Source organism: Streptomyces sp. WZ-12 (assembly GCF_028898845.1).
Lineage (GTDB): Bacteria > Actinomycetota > Actinomycetes > Streptomycetales > Streptomycetaceae > Streptomyces.
On sequence record NZ_CP118574.1, the window covers coordinates 3,169,924 to 3,187,602 of the forward strand.

14 protein-coding genes and 1 pseudogene are annotated in these 17,679 nt (G+C 72.6%); 5 read left to right on the forward strand and 10 right to left on the reverse strand.

The genetic code is table 11. The features are described from left to right. Together PV796_RS13175 and pyk are read left to right on the forward strand one after the other, a co-directional pair. On the forward strand, positions 1-1,245 hold the full coding sequence (locus tag PV796_RS13175) for an acetate kinase (protein WP_274913208.1): 1,245 nt from the start codon (positions 1-3) through the stop codon (positions 1,243-1,245). Between the two features lie 117 nt (positions 1,246-1,362). Beyond that, positions 1,363-2,790, forward strand: a complete 1,428-nt coding sequence (gene pyk / locus PV796_RS13180; protein ID WP_274913209.1) for a pyruvate kinase — start codon at positions 1,363-1,365, stop codon at positions 2,788-2,790. 132 nt (positions 2,791-2,922) lie between these two features. Here the strand turns inward: pyk and PV796_RS13185 are convergent, their stop codons facing one another. The 4 genes from PV796_RS13185 to PV796_RS13200 all read right to left on the reverse strand — a co-directional run bounded on the left by PV796_RS13185 (position 2,923) and on the right by PV796_RS13200 (position 7,299). Further along, on the reverse strand, positions 2,923-4,257 hold the full coding sequence (locus PV796_RS13185; RefSeq protein WP_274913210.1) for a hypothetical protein: 1,335 nt from the start codon (positions 4,255-4,257) through the stop codon (positions 2,923-2,925). Next, positions 4,247-4,807 carry a DUF6114 domain-containing protein gene (locus tag PV796_RS13190; protein ID WP_274913211.1) on the reverse strand — a complete coding sequence of 187 codons (561 nt, stop codon included), beginning with the start codon at positions 4,805-4,807 and terminating at the stop codon, positions 4,247-4,249. The genes PV796_RS13185 and PV796_RS13190 overlap by 11 nt, the downstream gene beginning before the upstream one ends. A gap of 257 nt (positions 4,808-5,064) precedes the next feature. Next, the gene (locus tag PV796_RS13195; protein ID WP_274913212.1) at positions 5,065-5,685 is read right to left on the reverse strand and encodes a DUF6230 family protein; all 621 of its coding nucleotides are present in this window, start codon (positions 5,683-5,685) and stop codon (positions 5,065-5,067) included. A 639-nt stretch (positions 5,686-6,324) separates the two neighbouring features. Then, positions 6,325-7,299 (reverse strand): tetratricopeptide repeat protein, encoded by a 975-nt coding sequence (locus tag PV796_RS13200; RefSeq protein WP_274913213.1) that lies wholly within the window; start codon positions 7,297-7,299, stop codon positions 6,325-6,327. Between the two features lie 307 nt (positions 7,300-7,606). On the opposite strand from PV796_RS13200, the gene PV796_RS13205 reads away from it, so the two are divergent. Further along, positions 7,607-8,245 (forward strand): TetR/AcrR family transcriptional regulator, encoded by a 639-nt coding sequence (locus PV796_RS13205; RefSeq protein ID WP_274913214.1) that lies wholly within the window; start codon positions 7,607-7,609, stop codon positions 8,243-8,245. Positions 8,246-8,278: 33 nt separating this feature from the next. Here PV796_RS13205 and PV796_RS13210 read toward each other — a convergent pair whose 3' ends face one another. Next, a complete protein-coding gene (locus PV796_RS13210; RefSeq protein WP_274913215.1) occupies positions 8,279-9,292 on the reverse strand; it encodes a GDP-mannose 4,6-dehydratase in 1,014 nt (337 codons plus the stop codon). Further along, positions 9,289-10,449: a UDP-N-acetylglucosamine--N-acetylmuramyl-(pentapeptide) pyrophosphoryl-undecaprenol N-acetylglucosamine transferase gene (locus tag PV796_RS13215; protein ID WP_274913216.1), complete on the reverse strand. Its 1,161-nt coding sequence runs from the start codon at positions 10,447-10,449 to the stop codon at positions 9,289-9,291. The genes PV796_RS13210 and PV796_RS13215 overlap by 4 nt, the downstream gene beginning before the upstream one ends. 62 nt (positions 10,450-10,511) lie before the next feature. Between PV796_RS13215 and PV796_RS13220 the strand changes: the two genes are divergently transcribed. Beyond that, positions 10,512-11,252, forward strand: a complete 741-nt coding sequence (locus tag PV796_RS13220; protein ID WP_274913217.1) for a response regulator transcription factor — start codon at positions 10,512-10,514, stop codon at positions 11,250-11,252. A gap of 55 nt (positions 11,253-11,307) precedes the next feature. Continuing rightward, positions 11,308-12,732 (forward strand): sensor histidine kinase, encoded by a 1,425-nt coding sequence (locus PV796_RS13225; RefSeq protein ID WP_274913218.1) that lies wholly within the window; start codon positions 11,308-11,310, stop codon positions 12,730-12,732. Positions 12,733-13,155: 423 nt separating this feature from the next. On the opposite strand, the gene PV796_RS13230 is transcribed toward PV796_RS13225, so the two are convergent. From PV796_RS13230 to PV796_RS13245, 4 genes and pseudogenes are all read right to left on the reverse strand, one after another. Further along, complete coding sequence (locus PV796_RS13230; RefSeq protein ID WP_274913219.1) at positions 13,156-14,856, reverse strand: acyl-CoA mutase large subunit family protein; 1,701 nt, start codon at positions 14,854-14,856, stop codon at positions 13,156-13,158. Positions 14,857-15,208: 352 nt separating this feature from the next. After that, a complete protein-coding gene (locus PV796_RS13235; protein ID WP_274913220.1) occupies positions 15,209-15,541 on the reverse strand; it encodes a DUF3817 domain-containing protein in 333 nt (110 codons plus the stop codon). 144 nt (positions 15,542-15,685) lie between these two features. Continuing rightward, the gene (locus tag PV796_RS13240; RefSeq protein WP_274913221.1) at positions 15,686-16,198 is read right to left on the reverse strand and encodes a MarR family winged helix-turn-helix transcriptional regulator; all 513 of its coding nucleotides are present in this window, start codon (positions 16,196-16,198) and stop codon (positions 15,686-15,688) included. A gap of 123 nt (positions 16,199-16,321) precedes the next feature. Beyond that, a pseudogene (locus PV796_RS13245) lies at positions 16,322-17,607 on the reverse strand (MFS transporter). Between the last annotated feature and the right edge of the window lie 72 nt (positions 17,608-17,679).

The window sequence follows — 17,679 nt, forward strand, 5'->3', positions numbered from 1 at the left end:
ATGACTGCCAACGCCACCCGCGTCCTCGTCCTCAACTCCGGCTCCTCGTCGGTGAAGTACCAACTCCTCGACATGGCAGCCTCGGACGGCGGCTCCGCCGCGGGCGGTGCGCGGCTCGCCGTCGGCCTGGTCGAGCGGATCGGTGAGACGACCTCGCGCCTGGTCCACACCCCGCTGGCCGCCGGCGGCCGGACCCGCGAGATCACCGGCCCGATAGCCGACCACGACGCCGCGCTGAAGGCGGTGGCCGACGAACTGGCCGCCGACGGGCTCGGTTTGGACTCCCCGGAACTGGCCGCGATCGGGCACCGGGTGGTGCACGGCGGGCTGAAGTTCACCGCGCCGACCGTCATCGACGACGCGGTGCTCAAGGAGATCGAGCGGCTGGTGCCGGTCGCCCCGCTGCACAACCCGGCCAACATCACCGGCATCAAGACCGCCCAGGGCCTGCGCCCCGACCTCCCGCAGGTCGCGGTCTTCGACACCGCCTTCCACACCACGATGCCGGAGCACGCGGCCCGTTACGCCATCGACGTGGAGACCGCCGACGCGCACCGCATCCGCCGCTACGGCTTCCACGGCACCTCGCACGCCTACGTCTCCCGCCGCACCGCCGAACTGCTCGGCAAGGCGCCCGAGGACGTCAACGTGATCGTGCTGCACCTGGGCAACGGCGCCTCCGCCTCCGCCGTCCAGGGCGGCCGCTGCGTGGACACCTCCATGGGCCTGACCCCGCTGGAGGGCCTGGTCATGGGCACCCGCTCCGGTGACATCGACCCGGCGGTGACCTTCCACCTCAAGCGGGTCGCCGGGATGTCCGTCGACGAGATCGACGAGCTGCTCAACAAGAAGAGCGGCCTGCTCGGGCTGTGCGGCGACAACGACATGCGGGAGATCCGCCGCCGGATCGACGCGGGCGGCGAGGACGGGGCGCGGGCCGCGCTCGCCTTCGACATCTACATCCACCGGCTGAAGAAGTACATCGGCGCCTACAGCGCGGTGCTCGGCAAGGTCGACGCGGTGGCCTTCACCGCGGGCGTCGGCGAGAACGCCGCCCCGGTCCGCGCCGCCGCCATCGCCGGCCTGGAGGAGCTGGGCCTGGCGGTGGACGCCGCGCTGAACGACGTCCGGTCCGACGAGCCGCGGCTGATCTCGCCCGGGTACGCCCGGGTCGCGGTCGCGGTGGTCCCCACCGACGAGGAACTGGAGATCGCCCGGCAGACGTACGCCCTGGTCACCGCCTAGATCAGCGCCCGGCGCGCGGGGCGGCAGCCCGCGGGCCGGCCGGGCCCCGGCCCGGCTGAAGAGTCTGTGAAGCAGAGCGAAATATTCCGCTCCGAAACAAACCGATAGGATCGAGACATGCGCCGTTCCAAAATCGTCTGCACCCTGGGCCCCGCCGTCGACTCCTACGAGAAGCTGAAGACGCTGATCGAGGCCGGCATGAACGTGGCCCGCTTCAACATGAGCCACGGGACCCACTCGGAGCACGAGGAGCGGTACCACCGCCTCCGCAAGGCCGCCGAGGAGACCGGCCGCGCCGTCGGCGTGCTGGCCGACCTCCAGGGCCCCAAGATCCGCCTGGAGACCTTCGCCGAGGGCCCCGTCGAGCTGGTGCGCGGTGACGAGTTCGTCATCACCACCGAGGACGTCCCCGGTGACAAGCACATCTGCGGCACCACCTACAAGGGTCTGCCCGGCGACGTCTCCAAGGGCGACCCGGTCCTGATCAACGACGGCAACGTCGCCCTCCAGGTCGTCGAGATCGACGGTCCGCGGGTGCGCACCATCGTCATCGAGGGCGGGGTCATCTCCGACCACAAGGGCATCAACCTGCCCGGCGCGGCGGTCAACGTCCCGGCGCTGTCCGAGAAGGACATCGAGGACCTGAAGTTCGCCCTGCACATGGGCTGCGACATGGTCGCGCTCTCCTTCGTGCGGGACGCCAAGGACGTCCAGGACGTGCACCGCGTCATGGACGAGGTGGGCCGCCGGGTCCCGGTCGTCGCCAAGGTCGAGAAGCCGCAGGCGGTCGCCAACATGCAGGAGGTCGTGATGGCCTTCGACGCGGTGATGGTGGCCCGTGGCGACCTGGCGGTGGAGTACCCGCTGGAGAAGGTCCCGATGGTGCAGAAGCGCCTGGTGGAGATGTGCCGGCGGAACGCCAAGCCGGTGATCGTGGCGACCCAGATGATGGAGTCGATGATCACCAACTCCCGGCCCACCCGCGCCGAGGCGTCCGACGTCGCCAACGCCATCCTCGACGGCGCCGACGCGGTCATGCTCTCCGCGGAGTCCTCGGTCGGCCAGTACCCGATCGAGACCGTCAAGACCATGTCGAAGATCGTCGAGGCGGCCGAGGAGGAGCTGCTCTCCAAGGGCCTCCAGCCGCTGGTGCCCGGCAAGAAGCCGCGTACGCAGGGCGGTGCGGTGGCCCGCGCGGCCTGCGAGATGGCGGACTTCCTCGACGGCAAGGCCCTGGTCGCGTTCACCAAGTCCGGTGACACCGCCCGCCGGCTCTCCCGTTACCGCGCCGCCCAGCCGATCCTGGCCTTCACCACCGACCTCGCCACCCGCAACCAGCTCACCCTGAGCTGGGGCGTGGACTCCTTCGTCGTCCCGCACGTGGACAACACCGACGCGATGGTCGACCTGGTCGACGCCGAGCTGCTCAAGCTCAAGCGCTACAACGAGGGCGACACCATGATCATCACCGCCGGCTCGCCCCCCGGCGTCCCCGGCACCACCAACATGGTCCGGGTGCACCACCTCGGCGGCGAGCGCGCCTGACGCGCCGCCCGACGGGCACCACAACGGCGGTGGGCCGCCCCCTCGTTCGAAGGGGGCGGCCCACCGCCGTCTCTCCGCGGCTCCCGGAGGTCTCGTCGCCGCCGGCCGGTCCGCTTCCGTCCTCGACGGACCTCAGTCCTCGATGGACAGGTGCATGCCCGGGACGTGCAGGTTGCCGCCGAACTGGCCGGCCTGGTCCAGCTTCACCTTGCTGAAGTAGGCGTACGGGACGTTCAGCGGCGGCGGGTGCTCGGGGTCGAAGACGATCGGGATCAGCCCGAAGAGGTTGCCCTGCAACCGCTCGGTGTAGAGCGTCACCTTGCCGCCGCGGATGGTGGACGTGGAGCCCGGCGTCGACCGCACGTGGTAGTGCTTGCCCGACCTCGCATCGTCCACGATCTGGTGCAGGTCGCCGATGTCGATGCTGTCCGCGGTGAACTTCAGCGCCTGCTTGGTGTGGCCGCTCTGCGTCCTGACGTTGACCACGCCCTCGTAGTTCAGGCCGCGCAGGGTCAGCCCGCTGGACTCCAGGTGCCAGGGGAGGTCCGGGAGGGTGGCGGGGGTCTGCTCGTCCTTGCCCTGCTGCTTGTTCTCCACGACGCAGGGGAACGCGGGCTTGCCGTCCTTGTCCTTGCCGTCCAACCCACCGCCGGGCAGGGCGTTGTCGACCGTGCCGACGGCACCGTGCACGGTGTCGTTGACCGCCTTCGACGGGTCCTTCAGCGCATCGCCGACCGGCTTGGTGACCTCGTCCAGGCCGGGCCCGGAGCCCGGCGAGGGCGACGCGTCCTTGGCCGACGGCTCCTTGGCCGACGAACCCGCCGACGGCGTCGGGGACTTGGTGGCGGACGCGGACGGCGAGGGGGTCGGCGAGGCCGGCGGCTGGTCGGACTTCTTGTGCACGCCGAGGAGGCCGCCGAGCACGTCGCCGATCCCGCCCAACAGGCCGCCGTCGTCCTTCTTCGGCGAGGCCGACGGGGACGGCGTCGCCGGGGCGGACGGACCGGGCGCCCCGCCGCCGCTGGCGTCCTTGCCGGCCGAGGGCGACGAGGACGGCGACGCGGACGGCGAGGTCGACGGCTCCGCGGACGGCTTGCCCCCGTCCTTCCCGGCGTCCTTGCCGTCCTTCTTCTGGTCCTTCTGGTCCTTGCCGTCGTCCTTCGCCTTGGCGTCCTGGCCGGACGTGTCCGGGACGGTGACGCAGGGGCCGTCCCGGAAGGGGCTCTCGGGCGGCACCGGCTTGGCGATCGCCATCTGGGGCGTGAGCCCCATGCCCATGAGGACGGCGGACGGCATCGCGGCGATGGCGATCGCCTTGCCCGCGGGCACGTGCAGGCGGGTCAACAGCGGCTTCTTGGGCGCCGCGTGGCGCGGTCCGCTCCCCGCGCCCGAACGGCCGGTCGCCCCGGAGGCCGCGCCCTCGCCCTCCGGCGGGGGTGTCCCCACCCGCAGTTCGTCACCCGGCACGGTGCCTCCCGTTCCTTCCGTTGGTCGGGCTCGTTCCTGACAGATCGTCCAGTCCGTTGCCCAACCCGTGACCACCGGCCGCCGGAGCGGGGTGGGTGGCGACCACCGGCCCGACGACGTGGCCCCCCTCGCCGGGCTCGTCCTCGCTGCGCACCGCCTTGCCCGGCGCCCACGAGACGCCCAGCGCGCCGCCGATCAGCCCCAGCAGGAAGCCGATCAGGAAGGCGCCGAAGTTCGAGACGACCAGCGAAACGAGGGCCAGCAGGATCGCCGCGACGCCCGCGAAGACCCGCGAGACCGGCTGGAACCACATGGTGAGGCCGAGCACCACCAGCAGCACGCCGATGATCAGCGAACCGGCGCCGGCCGTGGTCGCCATCCGGACGGTGAGGGATCCGATGGTGAGGTTCGCGTAGGGGATGTACATGATCGGGATGCCCGCGAGGAGGGTCAACAGGCCGCCCCAGAAGGGGCGTTGCCCGCGCCAGTGGCGGAACGCCTGCCGCTTCCGGCCGAGGGTCTCGTTCAGCCGTGGTCGTTCTGCGCTCATGCGCCAGCCTCCCTGCGGTCGGCGGGCCCGCATCCGCGCCGCACGTACCTGTCGATGACTCTTCCCCCGGGGGCACCGCCCGGCGTTGGCCGGGGAACTCCGGCCGGGGAGTCCCCCATGCTCCAGTCGCTCATGTCCGGCTCCTCGGGACTGGCAATTCGGTGGTTCTGTGGGCACTTCCAGCGCTACCTGGCGTACGGGCACGGGGAACGGCACGGCGCCGTACAGCTCCACCCCGCGCCCGCACGCTCAGTGCGTCAGTAGCACTCGTGCGCGCCCTTGGTGACGCTCATCTTGAGGCCGCTGAGCTTGAACGTGCCGGCCGTGGTGGCCCAGGCACGCTGGTGGACGCCGGTCAGCGTGGCCGTGTCGGCCTCCTGGGCGAAGGAGCCGGGGTCGGCCTTGTCGCCCTTCTTCATGCCGGGCCCCTTGGACGTGGACCCCGCGGCAACACCGATGTTGATGTTGTTGAAGGTCGCGTCCGCGTTCAACTGGTCCAGGTCGATGTAGAGGTTCTTGGCCTCCACCGGATTGCTGCCGGCACCGCCGGCCTGGAGCTTCATCGACACATCGCCGAAGACCGGGACCGGCACGACGACGGACTGGCACAGGTTGTGGATCGTGGCGTTGCTGAACGCCGAGACCGCGACCGGGACGTTCTTGCCGTTCTTCTGGGCGTCAACCGCGCCGTACTGGACGAAGCCGGTGCCTTCCAGCCGGTCCGTGCTGACCTTGAACTGCTGGCCGGACACGCTGAACGACGCCGCCAGGGCACCCTGCGAGAGGGCGACACCGATCGCGGCGGTGGCCGCGACGCTCGGCACCATGACGACGGCGAACCGCTTCCATCTGGTCCCGCCACGAGTCAAGGACTCCATGACTTTCCTCCTTCTCGGACGTACATCTCCGGTGCGTACCACCTCGGTTGAGGTAAGGCCGTACCTGGGATGGGAGAAGTGCTACGTCCTCGGGAAGGAGAGCGCCCGTCTCGAAGGGCCACAGCAGTGTTCTTCGAATACCGGCGATCACCCCCGAGCGACAACCACTGGCCACGCTCTCGCGCAACCTCACCGGACAGGCCCTGCCGTACGGGCAGAGACCCCCCTGTCCACGGCCGGCGCCACTGCCGCCGACCCACTCGGTGGGGACCCAAAAGCCCCGCGGCGCCGGCCGGATGCCGGGCTGCGGGAATGGACCGAGCGTCGCCGATCGTCGTGCATTCCCGGCCGCCGCACAAGGCCCTCGTTACTTACGGGTAACGACCCGATAACCATGCCGGGACACAGAGAGATCACCTAGGCACGCAGCGTCGCTGCTCACAGCGACCGAACAAGGGGCAATTCAGGGCAGATTTGGGCTAGTTGACGGCCGCGACTTACTCCAAGTAACAGCGGCCACCTTTACCAAGTTTCGGTAAAGCGTGGCCGCCGTGTCGTTTGCTGGACCCTTGTGTGGGAGTCGTGAGGGAGCGGATCCGGACGGGACGGAAATGTGCCCGGAAATCGCCGAAGCGTGGCTCAGAACAGGACGCGGGCCAGTGCCGTGCGCGCCTTCGACACCCGCGGGTCCTCCGCGCCGATCACCTCGAAGAGCTCCAACAGCCGCACCCGCGCGGCCTCCCGGTCCTCGCCCGCGGTCCGCTTCACGGTCTCGATCAGCCGGCCGAAGGCGTCCTCGACGTGCCCGCCGACCAGGTCCAGGTCCGCGGCCCTGATCTGCGCCGCGGCGTCGCCCGGCTGCTCCGCGGCCTCCTTGCGGACCACCTGCGGGTCCAGGTCCTGCACCCGCGCCAGGAGTTCGGCCTGGGCCAGGCCCAACGTGGCCTCCGGGTTGGTCGGATCGTCGGAGAGCACGTTGCGGTAGGCACGGATGGCGCCGTCGAGGTCACCGGCGTCCAGCGCGTCCGCCGCCGCGGTCAGCGCCGCGTCGTACGGGCCGACCGGTGCGGGCGCCTCGGCAGCGGCGTCGGCCTGCTCGGCGGCCGCCGGGTCGACCGGCGCGCCCACGATGCCGAACTGCTGCTCGGCGACCTGCACCAACTGGTCCAGCACCTGGCGGAGTTGGGCCTCGGGCACCGCGCCCTGGAACAGCGGGATCGGCTGGCCCGCGACCACCGCGAAGACCGCCGGGATGCCCTGCACCCCGAACTGCTGGAACAGCATCTGGTTGCTGTCGACGTCGATCTTGGCGAGGACGAACCTGCCGGCGTACTCCGCCGCGAGGCGCTCCAGCAGCGGGCCAAGCTGCTTGCACGGCTCGCACCACTCGGCCCAGAAGTCGATGACGACCGGGACCTCGTTGGACTGCTGGAGGACGTCCTGCTGGAACCCCGCCTCGTCGACGTCGAACACCAGGCGGGCGGCGCCGGCCGGCTGAACGCCGGTGCGGGCGGCCTCGGCGCGGGCCTGCTCGGCCTTCTGCTTCGCTTCCCCTGCCGCCTTCACCGCTGCGAGGTCGACGACTCCACTCATGGACATGTTGCGTGGCTGCATGTGTCCATCCTCCCCCCTGAGCGGCCGGTTCCGGAAAGCGATCCGGGAAGCGGGCCCGCTCGCCCCCGTACGCCCCGCTGGAATGCGGCCCGCGCCGGGGAACCGGTGCCCGTCGGCGGCCCCGTGCACGGGGCCGGTGTGTGCGGCCATGGGTCCCCACCCACGGCCAGTGGTGTCACTCTTACGCTACGGGTCGTAGCGTAACTCGGCGCCGCCCCCACCCGGCACCCACTTTTCGGCCCGGTCCGCGTGATCTGCCTCACGGGAAGCGCCGCCCGCCGCACTACCGGCCGGTATGGTCGCCGGCATGCACCAGTCCGCCCACCCGCCGAAGGGCCGCCCGGGCCGCCCCCGCAGCGTCGAGGCCGACCGCGCGATCCTCGACGCCACCCGCGCCGCGCTCGTCGACGTGGGCTGGGGCGGGCTCACCATGGGCGAGGTCGCCCAGCGCGCCGGGGTCGCCAAGACCACCCTCTACCGCCGCTGGGCCAGCAAGAGCGAACTGGTCGTGGACGCCGTCGCGGTCCTCTTCGACGAGCTCGAACTCCCCGACCGCGGCTGCCTCCAGGCCGACATCGAGGGCGTGGTGCTCCAGTTCGGCGCGCTGCTGGCCCGGCCCGAGACCAAGACCGCGCTGATGGCGGTGGTCGCCGAGTCCACCACCGACGACGCGCTGCGCGAGCGGATCCGGCAGGCCATCGTCGAGCGGCAGAAGCGGCTGGTGCTGCTGGGCCGCTCGCGGGCGCAGGCCCGCGGCGAACTCCCGCCGGACGCCGGCGGACCCGAGGGCGAGCAGGCCGCCGAGTGCACCGTGGGGCTGATCTTCGACGTGATCGCCGGGGCCGTCGTGCACCGCCTGCTGGTCAGCGCGGGCCCCGTGGACACCGGCTGGGCCCGGCAGTTCACCACGCTGCTGCTGGCGGGCCTGGCCGGGCTGGAGCCGTAGCCCCGGCCCGGCCCGGCGCCGCCGGACCCGCCGTCAGACCTGGTAGCGGTCCGCCCGGAACAGGTGCAGATGCTCCGCCACCCACGCAGAGGTCCGCTCCAGCCCCTCCTTGAGGGAGACCTGCGGCTCCCACGAAGCCCACTGCCGCGCCCGGGAGTTGTCCGACAGCAGCCGCTCCACCTCGCTGCCCGAGGGCCGCAGCCGCTCGGCGTCCACCACCACCTCGGCGTCCCGCCCGGACGCCGCGATCAGCGCCTCCGCCAGCGCCCCGATGGCGATCTCCCGGCCGCTGCCGAGGTTGACGACCTGCCCCAGCGCCCGGTCGCAGTCGGCCAGCGCCAGGAACCCGGCCGCGGTGTCGGTGACGAACGTGAAATCCCGGGTCGGGGTCAGCGAACCCAGCTTGATCTGCCGGGCGCCGGCGTGCAGTTGGGCCAGGATCGTCGGGATCACCGCGCGGGCGGACTGCCGGGGCCCGTAGGTGTTGAACGGCCGCACCACCGTCACCGGCAGCTCGAAGGCGTGCCAGTGCGACAGCGCCATCATGTCCGCGCCGATCTTCGAGGCGGAGTACGGCGACTGCGGCTGGAGCGGGTGCTCCTCACTGATCGGCGCGGTGAGCGCGGTCCCGTACACCTCGCTGGTGGAGGTGTGCACCATCCGCCGCACCCCGTGCCGGCGGCACGCCTCCGCGACGTTCTCGGTGCCCACCACGTTCGTCTGCACATACGCGCCCGGCGAGTCGTAGCTGTACGGGATGCCGATCAGCGCGGCCAGGTGGAAGACGGTGTCGCAGCCGGCGACCGCGTCCATGACCCGGCCGGCGTCCCGGACGTCCCCGGCGACCATCTCGACCGGGCCGCCCGGCACCAAGTACCGCGCCAGATTGCCCTTTTCCGCGTACGGCTTGTAGTGCACGAAGGCGCGCACCTCGGCGCCCGCGTCCACCAGCAGGTCGACCAGCGTCGACCCGATGAACCCCTCGGCCCCGGTGACCAGGACCTTCCGTCCGGCCCACGACCGGGACACGGTGCTGCGCGTGCTCATGCTGACTCCTTCTGGGTGGTGGTGAGGTGGTGGGGGTGGCCGGCCAGCGCCAGGGTCCGGGCGGCCAGCAGATCGGCGGCGTGCGCATGCGTGCCGGGGTCGGCCGCCGCGCCCATCGCGGCCAGCCGGACGGGGTCCGCCAGCAGCGGGGTGAGCTGCGCGTCCAACCGTTCGTCGGTGACCTCCGCGTCGGGCAGCAGCAGCGCGGCGCCGGCGTCGGAGAGCACCCGGGCGTTGTGCGTCTGGTGGTCGCCCGGCGCGTGCGGGTACGGGACGAGGACGGCCGGCATCCCGATCGTGGCGAGCTCGGCGACGGTCGCCGAACCGGCCCGGCACAGCACCAGGTCGGCCGCCGCGTACGCCAGGTCCATCCGGTCCAGATACGGCACCGCCTCGGCGACCGCGGCCCCGCCGTTGGCCTCCAGGGCGGCCCGGGTGGCGTCCAGCGCCGCCGGCCCGGTCTTGATCAGCAGCCGCATCCGGGGCCGCGCCAGATAGCGGCCGGCGAGCCCGACGGCGGCCTCGGTGAGCCGGGCGGCGCCCAGGCTGCCGCCGTTGACCAGCAGCAGCCGGGCGTCCTCCGGGACGCCCAGGGCGCGCCGGGCCGCGCTCCGCAGCGCCACCCGGTCCAGCCCGGCCAGCGGCCCGGACAGCGGCATCCCCACCGTCTCGGCCCGCTCGCCGCCCGCGAGGTGCGGCCGGCTGCGGTCGAAGGCCAGGGCGATGTGCGGGGTGAGCCGGGCGGCGAACTTGTTGGCCCGGCCGGGCACCGCGTTGGACTCGTGGATCAGGCTCGGCAGCCCGGCCATCTTGGCCCCGACGATCACCGGGGCACTGGGGTAACCGCCCATGCCGACGGCGACCTGGGCGCCCTGCTCCCGCAGGATCGCCCGGCATTGGGCGCCGGACTTCAACAGGGCGGCCGGCAGCAGGTAGCGCCGGGCGCCCAGCGAGGGGTCGAAGGGAATCATGTCGACGGTGTGCAGCCGGTAGCCGGCCTGCGGGATCAGCCGCGTCTCCAGGCCGCGGTCGGTCCCCACGAAGGAGATCACCGCGTCCGGCACGGCCCGACGCAGCGCGTCGGCGAGGGCGAGTCCGGGATAGATATGGCCGCCGGTGCCGCCCGCACCGATCACGACCGAGAGTGGTGTGCGCATGGCCGCCACGCTCGACCGCCGCTTTAAGAACGTTCTAAGACGCCGTTTGACAGCCTGGGTCCATGACCGCACGCCCCGCACCCGCGCCCGCACCCGGCACGCCCCCGCCAGCCGCCCCCAGGATCCTGGTCGTCGACGACGAACCGGAGGTCCGCGCCGCAGTGGCGGACGGACTCGCCGTGGAGGGCTACGCGGTCCGCGGCGCCGCCGACGGGCTGGCCGCGCTCTCCGAGGTCGCCGCCTGGCAACCGGACGCCCTCGTCCTGGACGTGATGATGCCGGTGCTGGACGGCCTGGCGGTCTGCCGCCGGCTGCGCGCCCTGGACGACCGCACCCCGATCCTCGTGCTGACCGCCCTGGACGCGGTCAGCGACCGGGTCGACGGCCTGGATGCCGGCGCCGACGACTACCTCGTCAAGCCGTTCGCCCTGGACGAGTTGATCGCCCGGGTCCGCGCCCTGCTGCGGCGGGCCGAGGCGGGCCGGGCCGACGCCTCCCACCTCGCCTTCGCCGACCTCGTCGTCGATCCCACCACCCGCACCGGCCACCGCGGCCAGCGCCCGCTGGAGTTCAGCCGCACCGAGTACGCCCTGCTGGAACTGCTGCTGACGCACCCCGGCCAGGTGCTGCCGCGGGAGACGATCCTGGAGCGGGTCTGGGGCCGCGACTTCGGCCCGGACTCCAACTCGCTGGCCGTCTATATCGGTTATCTGCGCCGCAAGTTGGAGGCCGGCGGCGAGCCCCGGCTCGTCCACACCGTGCACGGCGTCGGCTACCGCCTGGACCGCCCGGAGGGCACATGACCCCGCGCCGCCTCCGCCCGACCGCGACCGTGACCGCGCCGAACGGGACCGCGGCATGACCGGCCGGCGCCGCCTGGGCGGCCGCTGGGTCCGCCGCCGCCCGCTGCGCGCCCGGCTGGCGCTGGCCGCGTCCGCCGCGGTGGCCCTGGTCGCGGTGGGCATCTGCGCGGCCGCGTTCGTCGTCCTGCGGGTCCAGATGACCCGTCAGCTCGACCTCAACCTCGCCCAGACCGCCACCCAACTCGTCCAGCGCACCCGCAACTGGGGCCCGACCGCCAGCGACACCTCCTGCCGCTACCAGGCCGTCCCCTGCGTCCAGATCATCCCGGCCAATCCCGCCCGGGACGCCCACGACCGCACCCCCGCCCTGCCCGTGACCAGCGCCACCCGCGAGGTGGCCGCCGGCCGTCACTCGCCCTACTACACCAACCTCACCGTCGCCGGGCACCCGGTACGGACGTACACCTCCCGGTTGCCCGGCCGGGACGAGGCGCTCCAGGTGGCGCTGCGCTCCGACACCGTCGAGCGCGGGGTGCGCCAGGCCGCCTGGGGGCTGGCCGCGGTCGGCGGCATCGGCGTCCTGTTCGCCGCCGGCCTCGGCTACTGGGTCTCCCGCACCGGCCTGGCCCCGGTCGCCCGACTGACCGCCACCGCGGAGCGGATCGCCACCACCCGCGACCCCCGGCACCGCATCGACCTGCCGCCCGGCCCGCCCGGCCACGAGGACGAACTCACCCGGCTCGCCGCCAGCTTCAACACCATGCTCGGCGAACTGGAGCAGTCCGTCACCGCCCAGCGCCGCCTGGTCGCCGACGCCTCCCACGAGCTGCGCACCCCGCTCACCGCGCTGCGCACCAACGCCGAACTCCTCGCCCGCGCCGACCGCTTGACGGGCGAACAGCGGGATCGCGCCTCCGCGGCGCTGGGCCGCCAACTGCGCGAGGTCACCACCCTCGTCAACGACCTGATCGAGCTCGCCCGCGACGAGGAGCCCCGCCCGCTGCTCGAACAGGTCCGCCCCGCCGCCCTGTTGGAGCACGCGGTCGCCGCGGCCCGCGAACACTGGCCGGCCCTCGCCTTCACCCTCCGCATCGCCCCCGGGACGGCCACCACCACCCTGCCCGGCGTCCCCGCCCGGCTCACCCGCCTGCTGTCCAACCTCCTGGACAACGCCGCCAAGTTCTCCCCGCCCGGCGGCCCCGTCGAGACCGAACTGGCGGACGTCGCGGGCGAGTTGCACCTCACCGTCCGCGACCACGGCCCCGGCATCGCCGACGGCGACCTGCCGTACGTCTTCGACCGCTTCTACCGGGCCCAGGCCGCCCGGGCGCTACCCGGCTCGGGCCTCGGCCTTGCCATGGCCCGCCAGATCGCCCGGGCCCACGGCGCCGAACTCACCGCCGAACAGGCCCCGGGCGGCGGCGCGCTCTTCCGCCTACGCATGCCCGTCCCCCCGCAACCCGCCGAGGGGGACGGGTGACGGCCCCGAGGCCCTGACCCGAGGCGGCGCCTGCCCGCGCCCACCACCTCCCACTGCCTGCCTTGCGCCGTGCTCGCCGCCGCTGCCTCCTCTTATCCGGCAACGAACGCGGGATGCCGGGGAGTTCCCCATTCCGTTACGGATTGTAGTGGGGGTGTGGTCGGGCTGTAGTCAAGCGGTCGGGTACCAACAGTCCCTGGAGCGGGTATCAACAGTCCCTGGAGAAGGGCGAGAAGCGGGTCGTCGGGCTGTGGTCGGAGGTCAGGGAGACGGTAGTCGGAGGTCAGGGAGCGCCCGCCTGCGGTTGGGGTGGAGTCCGGGGTCTGTGGTCGGGGTGCAGTGCGGGGTGCTTCGTGGGGATGCGGTCGGGGTGCAGCCGGGGTGCGGAGTCGGGGTGTCGGGGTGCGGCTGGGGTATGGGCAATCAGAAGCCGGCCGGTTCGGTGTAGACCCCCCATTCCTCGCGCAGCACGTCGCAGATCTCCCCGAGGGTCGCCTCCTCGCGGACCGCGGCCAGCATCGGCTCGATCATGTTCCGCCCGCCGCGTGCCGCGGCCAGCAGGTCCGCGAGCGCGGCCCGCACCCGGGCGTCGTCGCGGGCCGCCTTGCGCTCCGCCAGGAGTCGCACCTGCTCCCGCTCGACCTCGTGGCTGACCCGCAGGATCTCCAGGTCCCCGGTGACCGACCCCTCGTGGCAGTTGACCCCGACGACCCGCTTCTCGCCCTTCTCCAGGGACTGTTGGTAGCGGAACGCGGACTCGGCGATCTCGCCGGTGAACCAGCCGTCCTCGATGCCCCGCAGGATGCCGGAGGTGATCGGGCCGACCGGGTACTGCCCGTCCGGCACCGCCCGCGCCCCGCGCTCCCTGATCTGCGCGAAGATCTTCTCCGCGTCCGCCTCGATCCGGTCGGTCAGCGCCTCGATGAACCACGAACCGCCCAACGGATCCGCGACGTTGGCGACGCCGGTCTCCTCCATCAGCACCTGCTGGGTGCGCAGCGCGATCTCCGCGGCCTGCTCGCTGGGCAGCGCCAGGGTCTCGTCCAGGGCGTTGGTGTGCAGCGAGTTGGTGCCGCCGAGCACCGCCGCCAGCGCCTCCACGGCCGTGCGCACCACGTTGTTGTACGGCTGCTGGGCGGTCAGCGAGACGCCGGCGGTCTGGGTGTGGAACCGCAGCCACTGCGCCTTCTCGCTGCGCGCGCCGTAGACGTCGCGCATCCAGCGGGCCCAGATCCGGCGCGCGGCGCGGAACTTGGCGATCTCCTCGAAGAAGTCCACGTGCGCGTCGAAGAAGAAGGACAGGCCGGGGGCGAAGGTGTCCACGTCCAGCCCGCGGGAGAGGCCGAGCTCGACGTAGCCGAAGCCGTCGGCGAGGGTGTAGGCGAGCTCCTGGGCGGCCGTCGCGCCGGCTTCCCGGATGTGGTAGCCGGAGACCGACAGCGGCTTGTAGGCGGGGATGCCCTGCGCGCAGTGCTCCATCAGGTCGCCGATCAGCCGCAGGTGCGGCTCGGGCGGGAAGAGCCACTCCTTCTGCGCGATGTACTCCTTGAAGATGTCGGTCTGGAGCGTGCCGTTGAGCACCGCCGGGTCGACGCCCTGGCGCTCGGCGGCGACGAGGTACATGCAGAAGGCCGGCACGGCGGGCCCGCTGATCGTCATGGACGTCGTGACGTCGCCCAGTGGGATGTCCTTGAAGAGGACCTCCATGTCGGCCGCCGAGTCGATGGCGACGCCGCAGTGCCCGACCTCGCCGAGCGACCGCGGGTCGTCGGAGTCGCGCCCCATCAGCGTCGGCATGTCGAACGCCACCGAGAGGCCGCCGCCGCCGGCCTTGAGGATCATCTTGTAGCGCTCGTTGGTCTGCTCGGCGTTGCCGAAGCCGGCGAACTGGCGGATCGTCCACGTCCGGCCGCGGTAGCCGGTCGGGTACAGGCCGCGCGTGAAGGGGTACTCCCCCGGCCATCCGATCCGCTCGAAGCCCTCCACGGAGTCGCCGGGGCGGGGCCCGTACGCCGGCTCGACGGGGTCGCCGGACAGGGTGGTGAAGTCCGCGTCCCGCTTCCGGGCGGAGTCGTACCGGGCCTGCCAGCGGCGGCGGCCCTCTTCGATCGCGTCAGCGTCCATGCCCACGAATTTACTAGGACGTCCTACTATCTGTCGATGGGACGTACCCCGGATTCGCCTCGGGGGCCGCCCCCTAGGGGCCCCGCATCCCCCACCAGGGGGCTGCCCACCGCCCCCGCGCCGAAAACCACCGCCCAGCGCCGGCCCCGCCCCACCACCGACGAGCCGCCCACCGCGCACCGCCACCCTGCCGCCCCACCGCACGCCCCACCCGCGTACGGAGGGAAGGCAGCGCGGAGAGCGCGGCGGACAACGCAGACGCGCCCCTCCCGCATCGGGAGAGGCGCGCACGGGTCGTGCCACGGCAGCCAGGAGCGCCGTGGCGCGGGCGCCACGGCCGACCGGCCCGCCGTCAGACCTTGGCGAGATCCGGCTTGGCGTCCGCCAGCAGCGGCTCGATCTCGCGGACCACCTTGCGCTCGACGAAGAACGCGGCGGTCGGGATCGTCCCGGAAATCAGCACCCACAGCAGCTTGCCGAACGGCCAGCGCGCCTTGGAACCCAGGTCGAACGCGAAGACCAGGTAGATGATGTAGAGCACGCCGTGGACCTGGGCGACGACGAGGGTCAGGTCCTTGCCCATCCCGAAGCCGTACTTGAAAACCATGCAGGCGCAGAGCACGAGCAGCATCACGGCGGTGATGTAGGCCATCGCCCGGTAACGGGTCAGCACGCTGGATTTCATGGGTACGAGCGTAACCGCCCGGAAAATCCCCGCGGACGCGGGGACCGCACAGGCACCGGGTTGCAGGTGGGGGCCCTTTTCGGGCCGTGTGCGCGGACGCGGGGCGCCTGCGCGCCGACCCGCGCGGGCGCTCCCGCGCGGCCCTCAGTCCCGGTCTTCGAAGTCCCCGGCCGCCACCCGCAGCGGCCGCAGCAGCGCGAAGACCTCGGCGCACTCCTCGGCGTCGTACGTCCCGAGCCCGAAGTCCATGGCCATCAGGTCCCGGGTGGCCGCGTCGCACACCTCGCGCCCCTTCTCCGTGATGGACGCCAGGGTGCCGCGGCCGTCGTTCGGGTTGGGGCGCTTGGCGACCAGCCCGGACTTCACCAGCCGGTCCACGGTGTTCGTCACCGACGTGGGGTGCACCATCAGGCGCTCGCCGATCTTCGACATCGGCAGCTCGCCCGCCTTGGAGAAGGTCAGCAGCACCAGCGCCTCGTAGCGCGCGAAGGTCAGCCCGTACGGCTTGACCACCGCGTCCACCTCGGACAGCAGGATCTGCTGGGCCCGCATGATCGAGGTGATCGCGGCCATGGAGGGCACGGATCCCCATCGCTGCGCCCAGAGTTCGTCTGCGCGCGCGATGGGGTCAAAGGCAAGGCTGAGCGGCTTCGGCACGCCTTTGACCCTACCGGGCGGCCACATGCTGGTCAGCACTGTCTCAACTTCCGGGCTCAGTCGGTGGTCCGCACCCTTTCGGGCCGTCTCTGGGGGCGCGGAGGGCCGCAGCCGCCCGAGGGCTCACGTGGTCACCGCCTCCCCCGTATTCCGGGCACCCGAGCGCCGCACCTCGAAGAGCACCGCCAGGACCGCGACCGCCCCCAGCACTCCCCCGGCCGGCATCACCACCGGGAGTGGCGCGTACTCGGCCGCCACCCCGGCCAGCCCCATCGCCGCACCCATCATCGTCATCCGTCCCGCCTGCATTACCGTCATCGCCTGCCCCAACAGCTCCTCGGGCACCGCGGCCACGAACCACCGGTCGACGCCGAAGTTGTACGCGATGCTGGTGCCGGTCAGCACCAGCAGCACCAACGCCCAGCCCAGCGAGGGCCGGACGGCGAACCCCAGGGACGGCACCACCGCGAACGCCCCCAACGGGAACGTCAGTCGCGTACGGGCCCGCGGCCCGAGGAACGCCCCCACCAGGGTCTCGGCCACCACCGCCCCGATCGGCATCCCGCACATCAACAGCCCCTGCCCGGCCGGCCCCACCCCCAACAGGTCCCCGTACGGGACCAGTAGCGCCTCCGGGACGACCACGACGGCCGGCGGCGCCCAGCCGAGCAGCAGCAGCGCCCGCACCCGCCGGTCGGCCAGCAGGTGCCGGGTCCCGGCCAGCGAGGCGCCCAGCAGCGCCCCGCCGGACCGCCCACGGGCCGGGCGGGCGGCCGTCCCCAGCCGCAACAGCAGCGCCGAGGCGGTGAACGTCCCGGCGGTGATGCCGAGCACCTCCCCCGGCGGGACGGCCGCCAACAGCAGCCCCCCGGCGGCGAATCCGACGAGCTGCGCGCCCTGGTTGACGATCCGGACCAGCGAGCGTCCCAGGACGAACAGGTCTCGCCCAGGATCTCCCCGAGCGACCCGGCCCGGGTACCGGCGAAGACCGGCGCCACCGCCGCGATCAGGCAGCGCAGCCCGAGCAGCACCACCACCGGCGCCCCGGGCAGCACCATGGCCGCGGCCGCCGCCGCGCACACCGCGTCGCAGCAGACCAGGACCCGACGGGCCGGGTGCCGGTCGGCGACGGCCGACAGCAGCGTGCCGCCGACGACGTACGGCAGCAGGCCGAGCGCGAAGGTCAGCGCGCTGAGCAACGGCGAGTCGGTCAGCCGGTAGACCAGGACGGACAGCGCGATCTCGCAGACCACCACGCCCAGGGAGGACAGCAGGTGGGCGGCGAAGACGTAGCGGAACTCGGGGACGGCGAAGACGGCGCGGTACCCCGTCCCGGGCGGCGCGGCGGCGGCCGGTGGACGGCAGGCGGGAGCGGGGCCCGGTCGTGCGGGCCCGGTGGGCGTCGGCATGGCGTCAGGCTGCCGGCGCCGCCCGGTGGGCCGTAGTGTTTCGGCTCGGACCGAATGTTGCGGGAGGGGAGG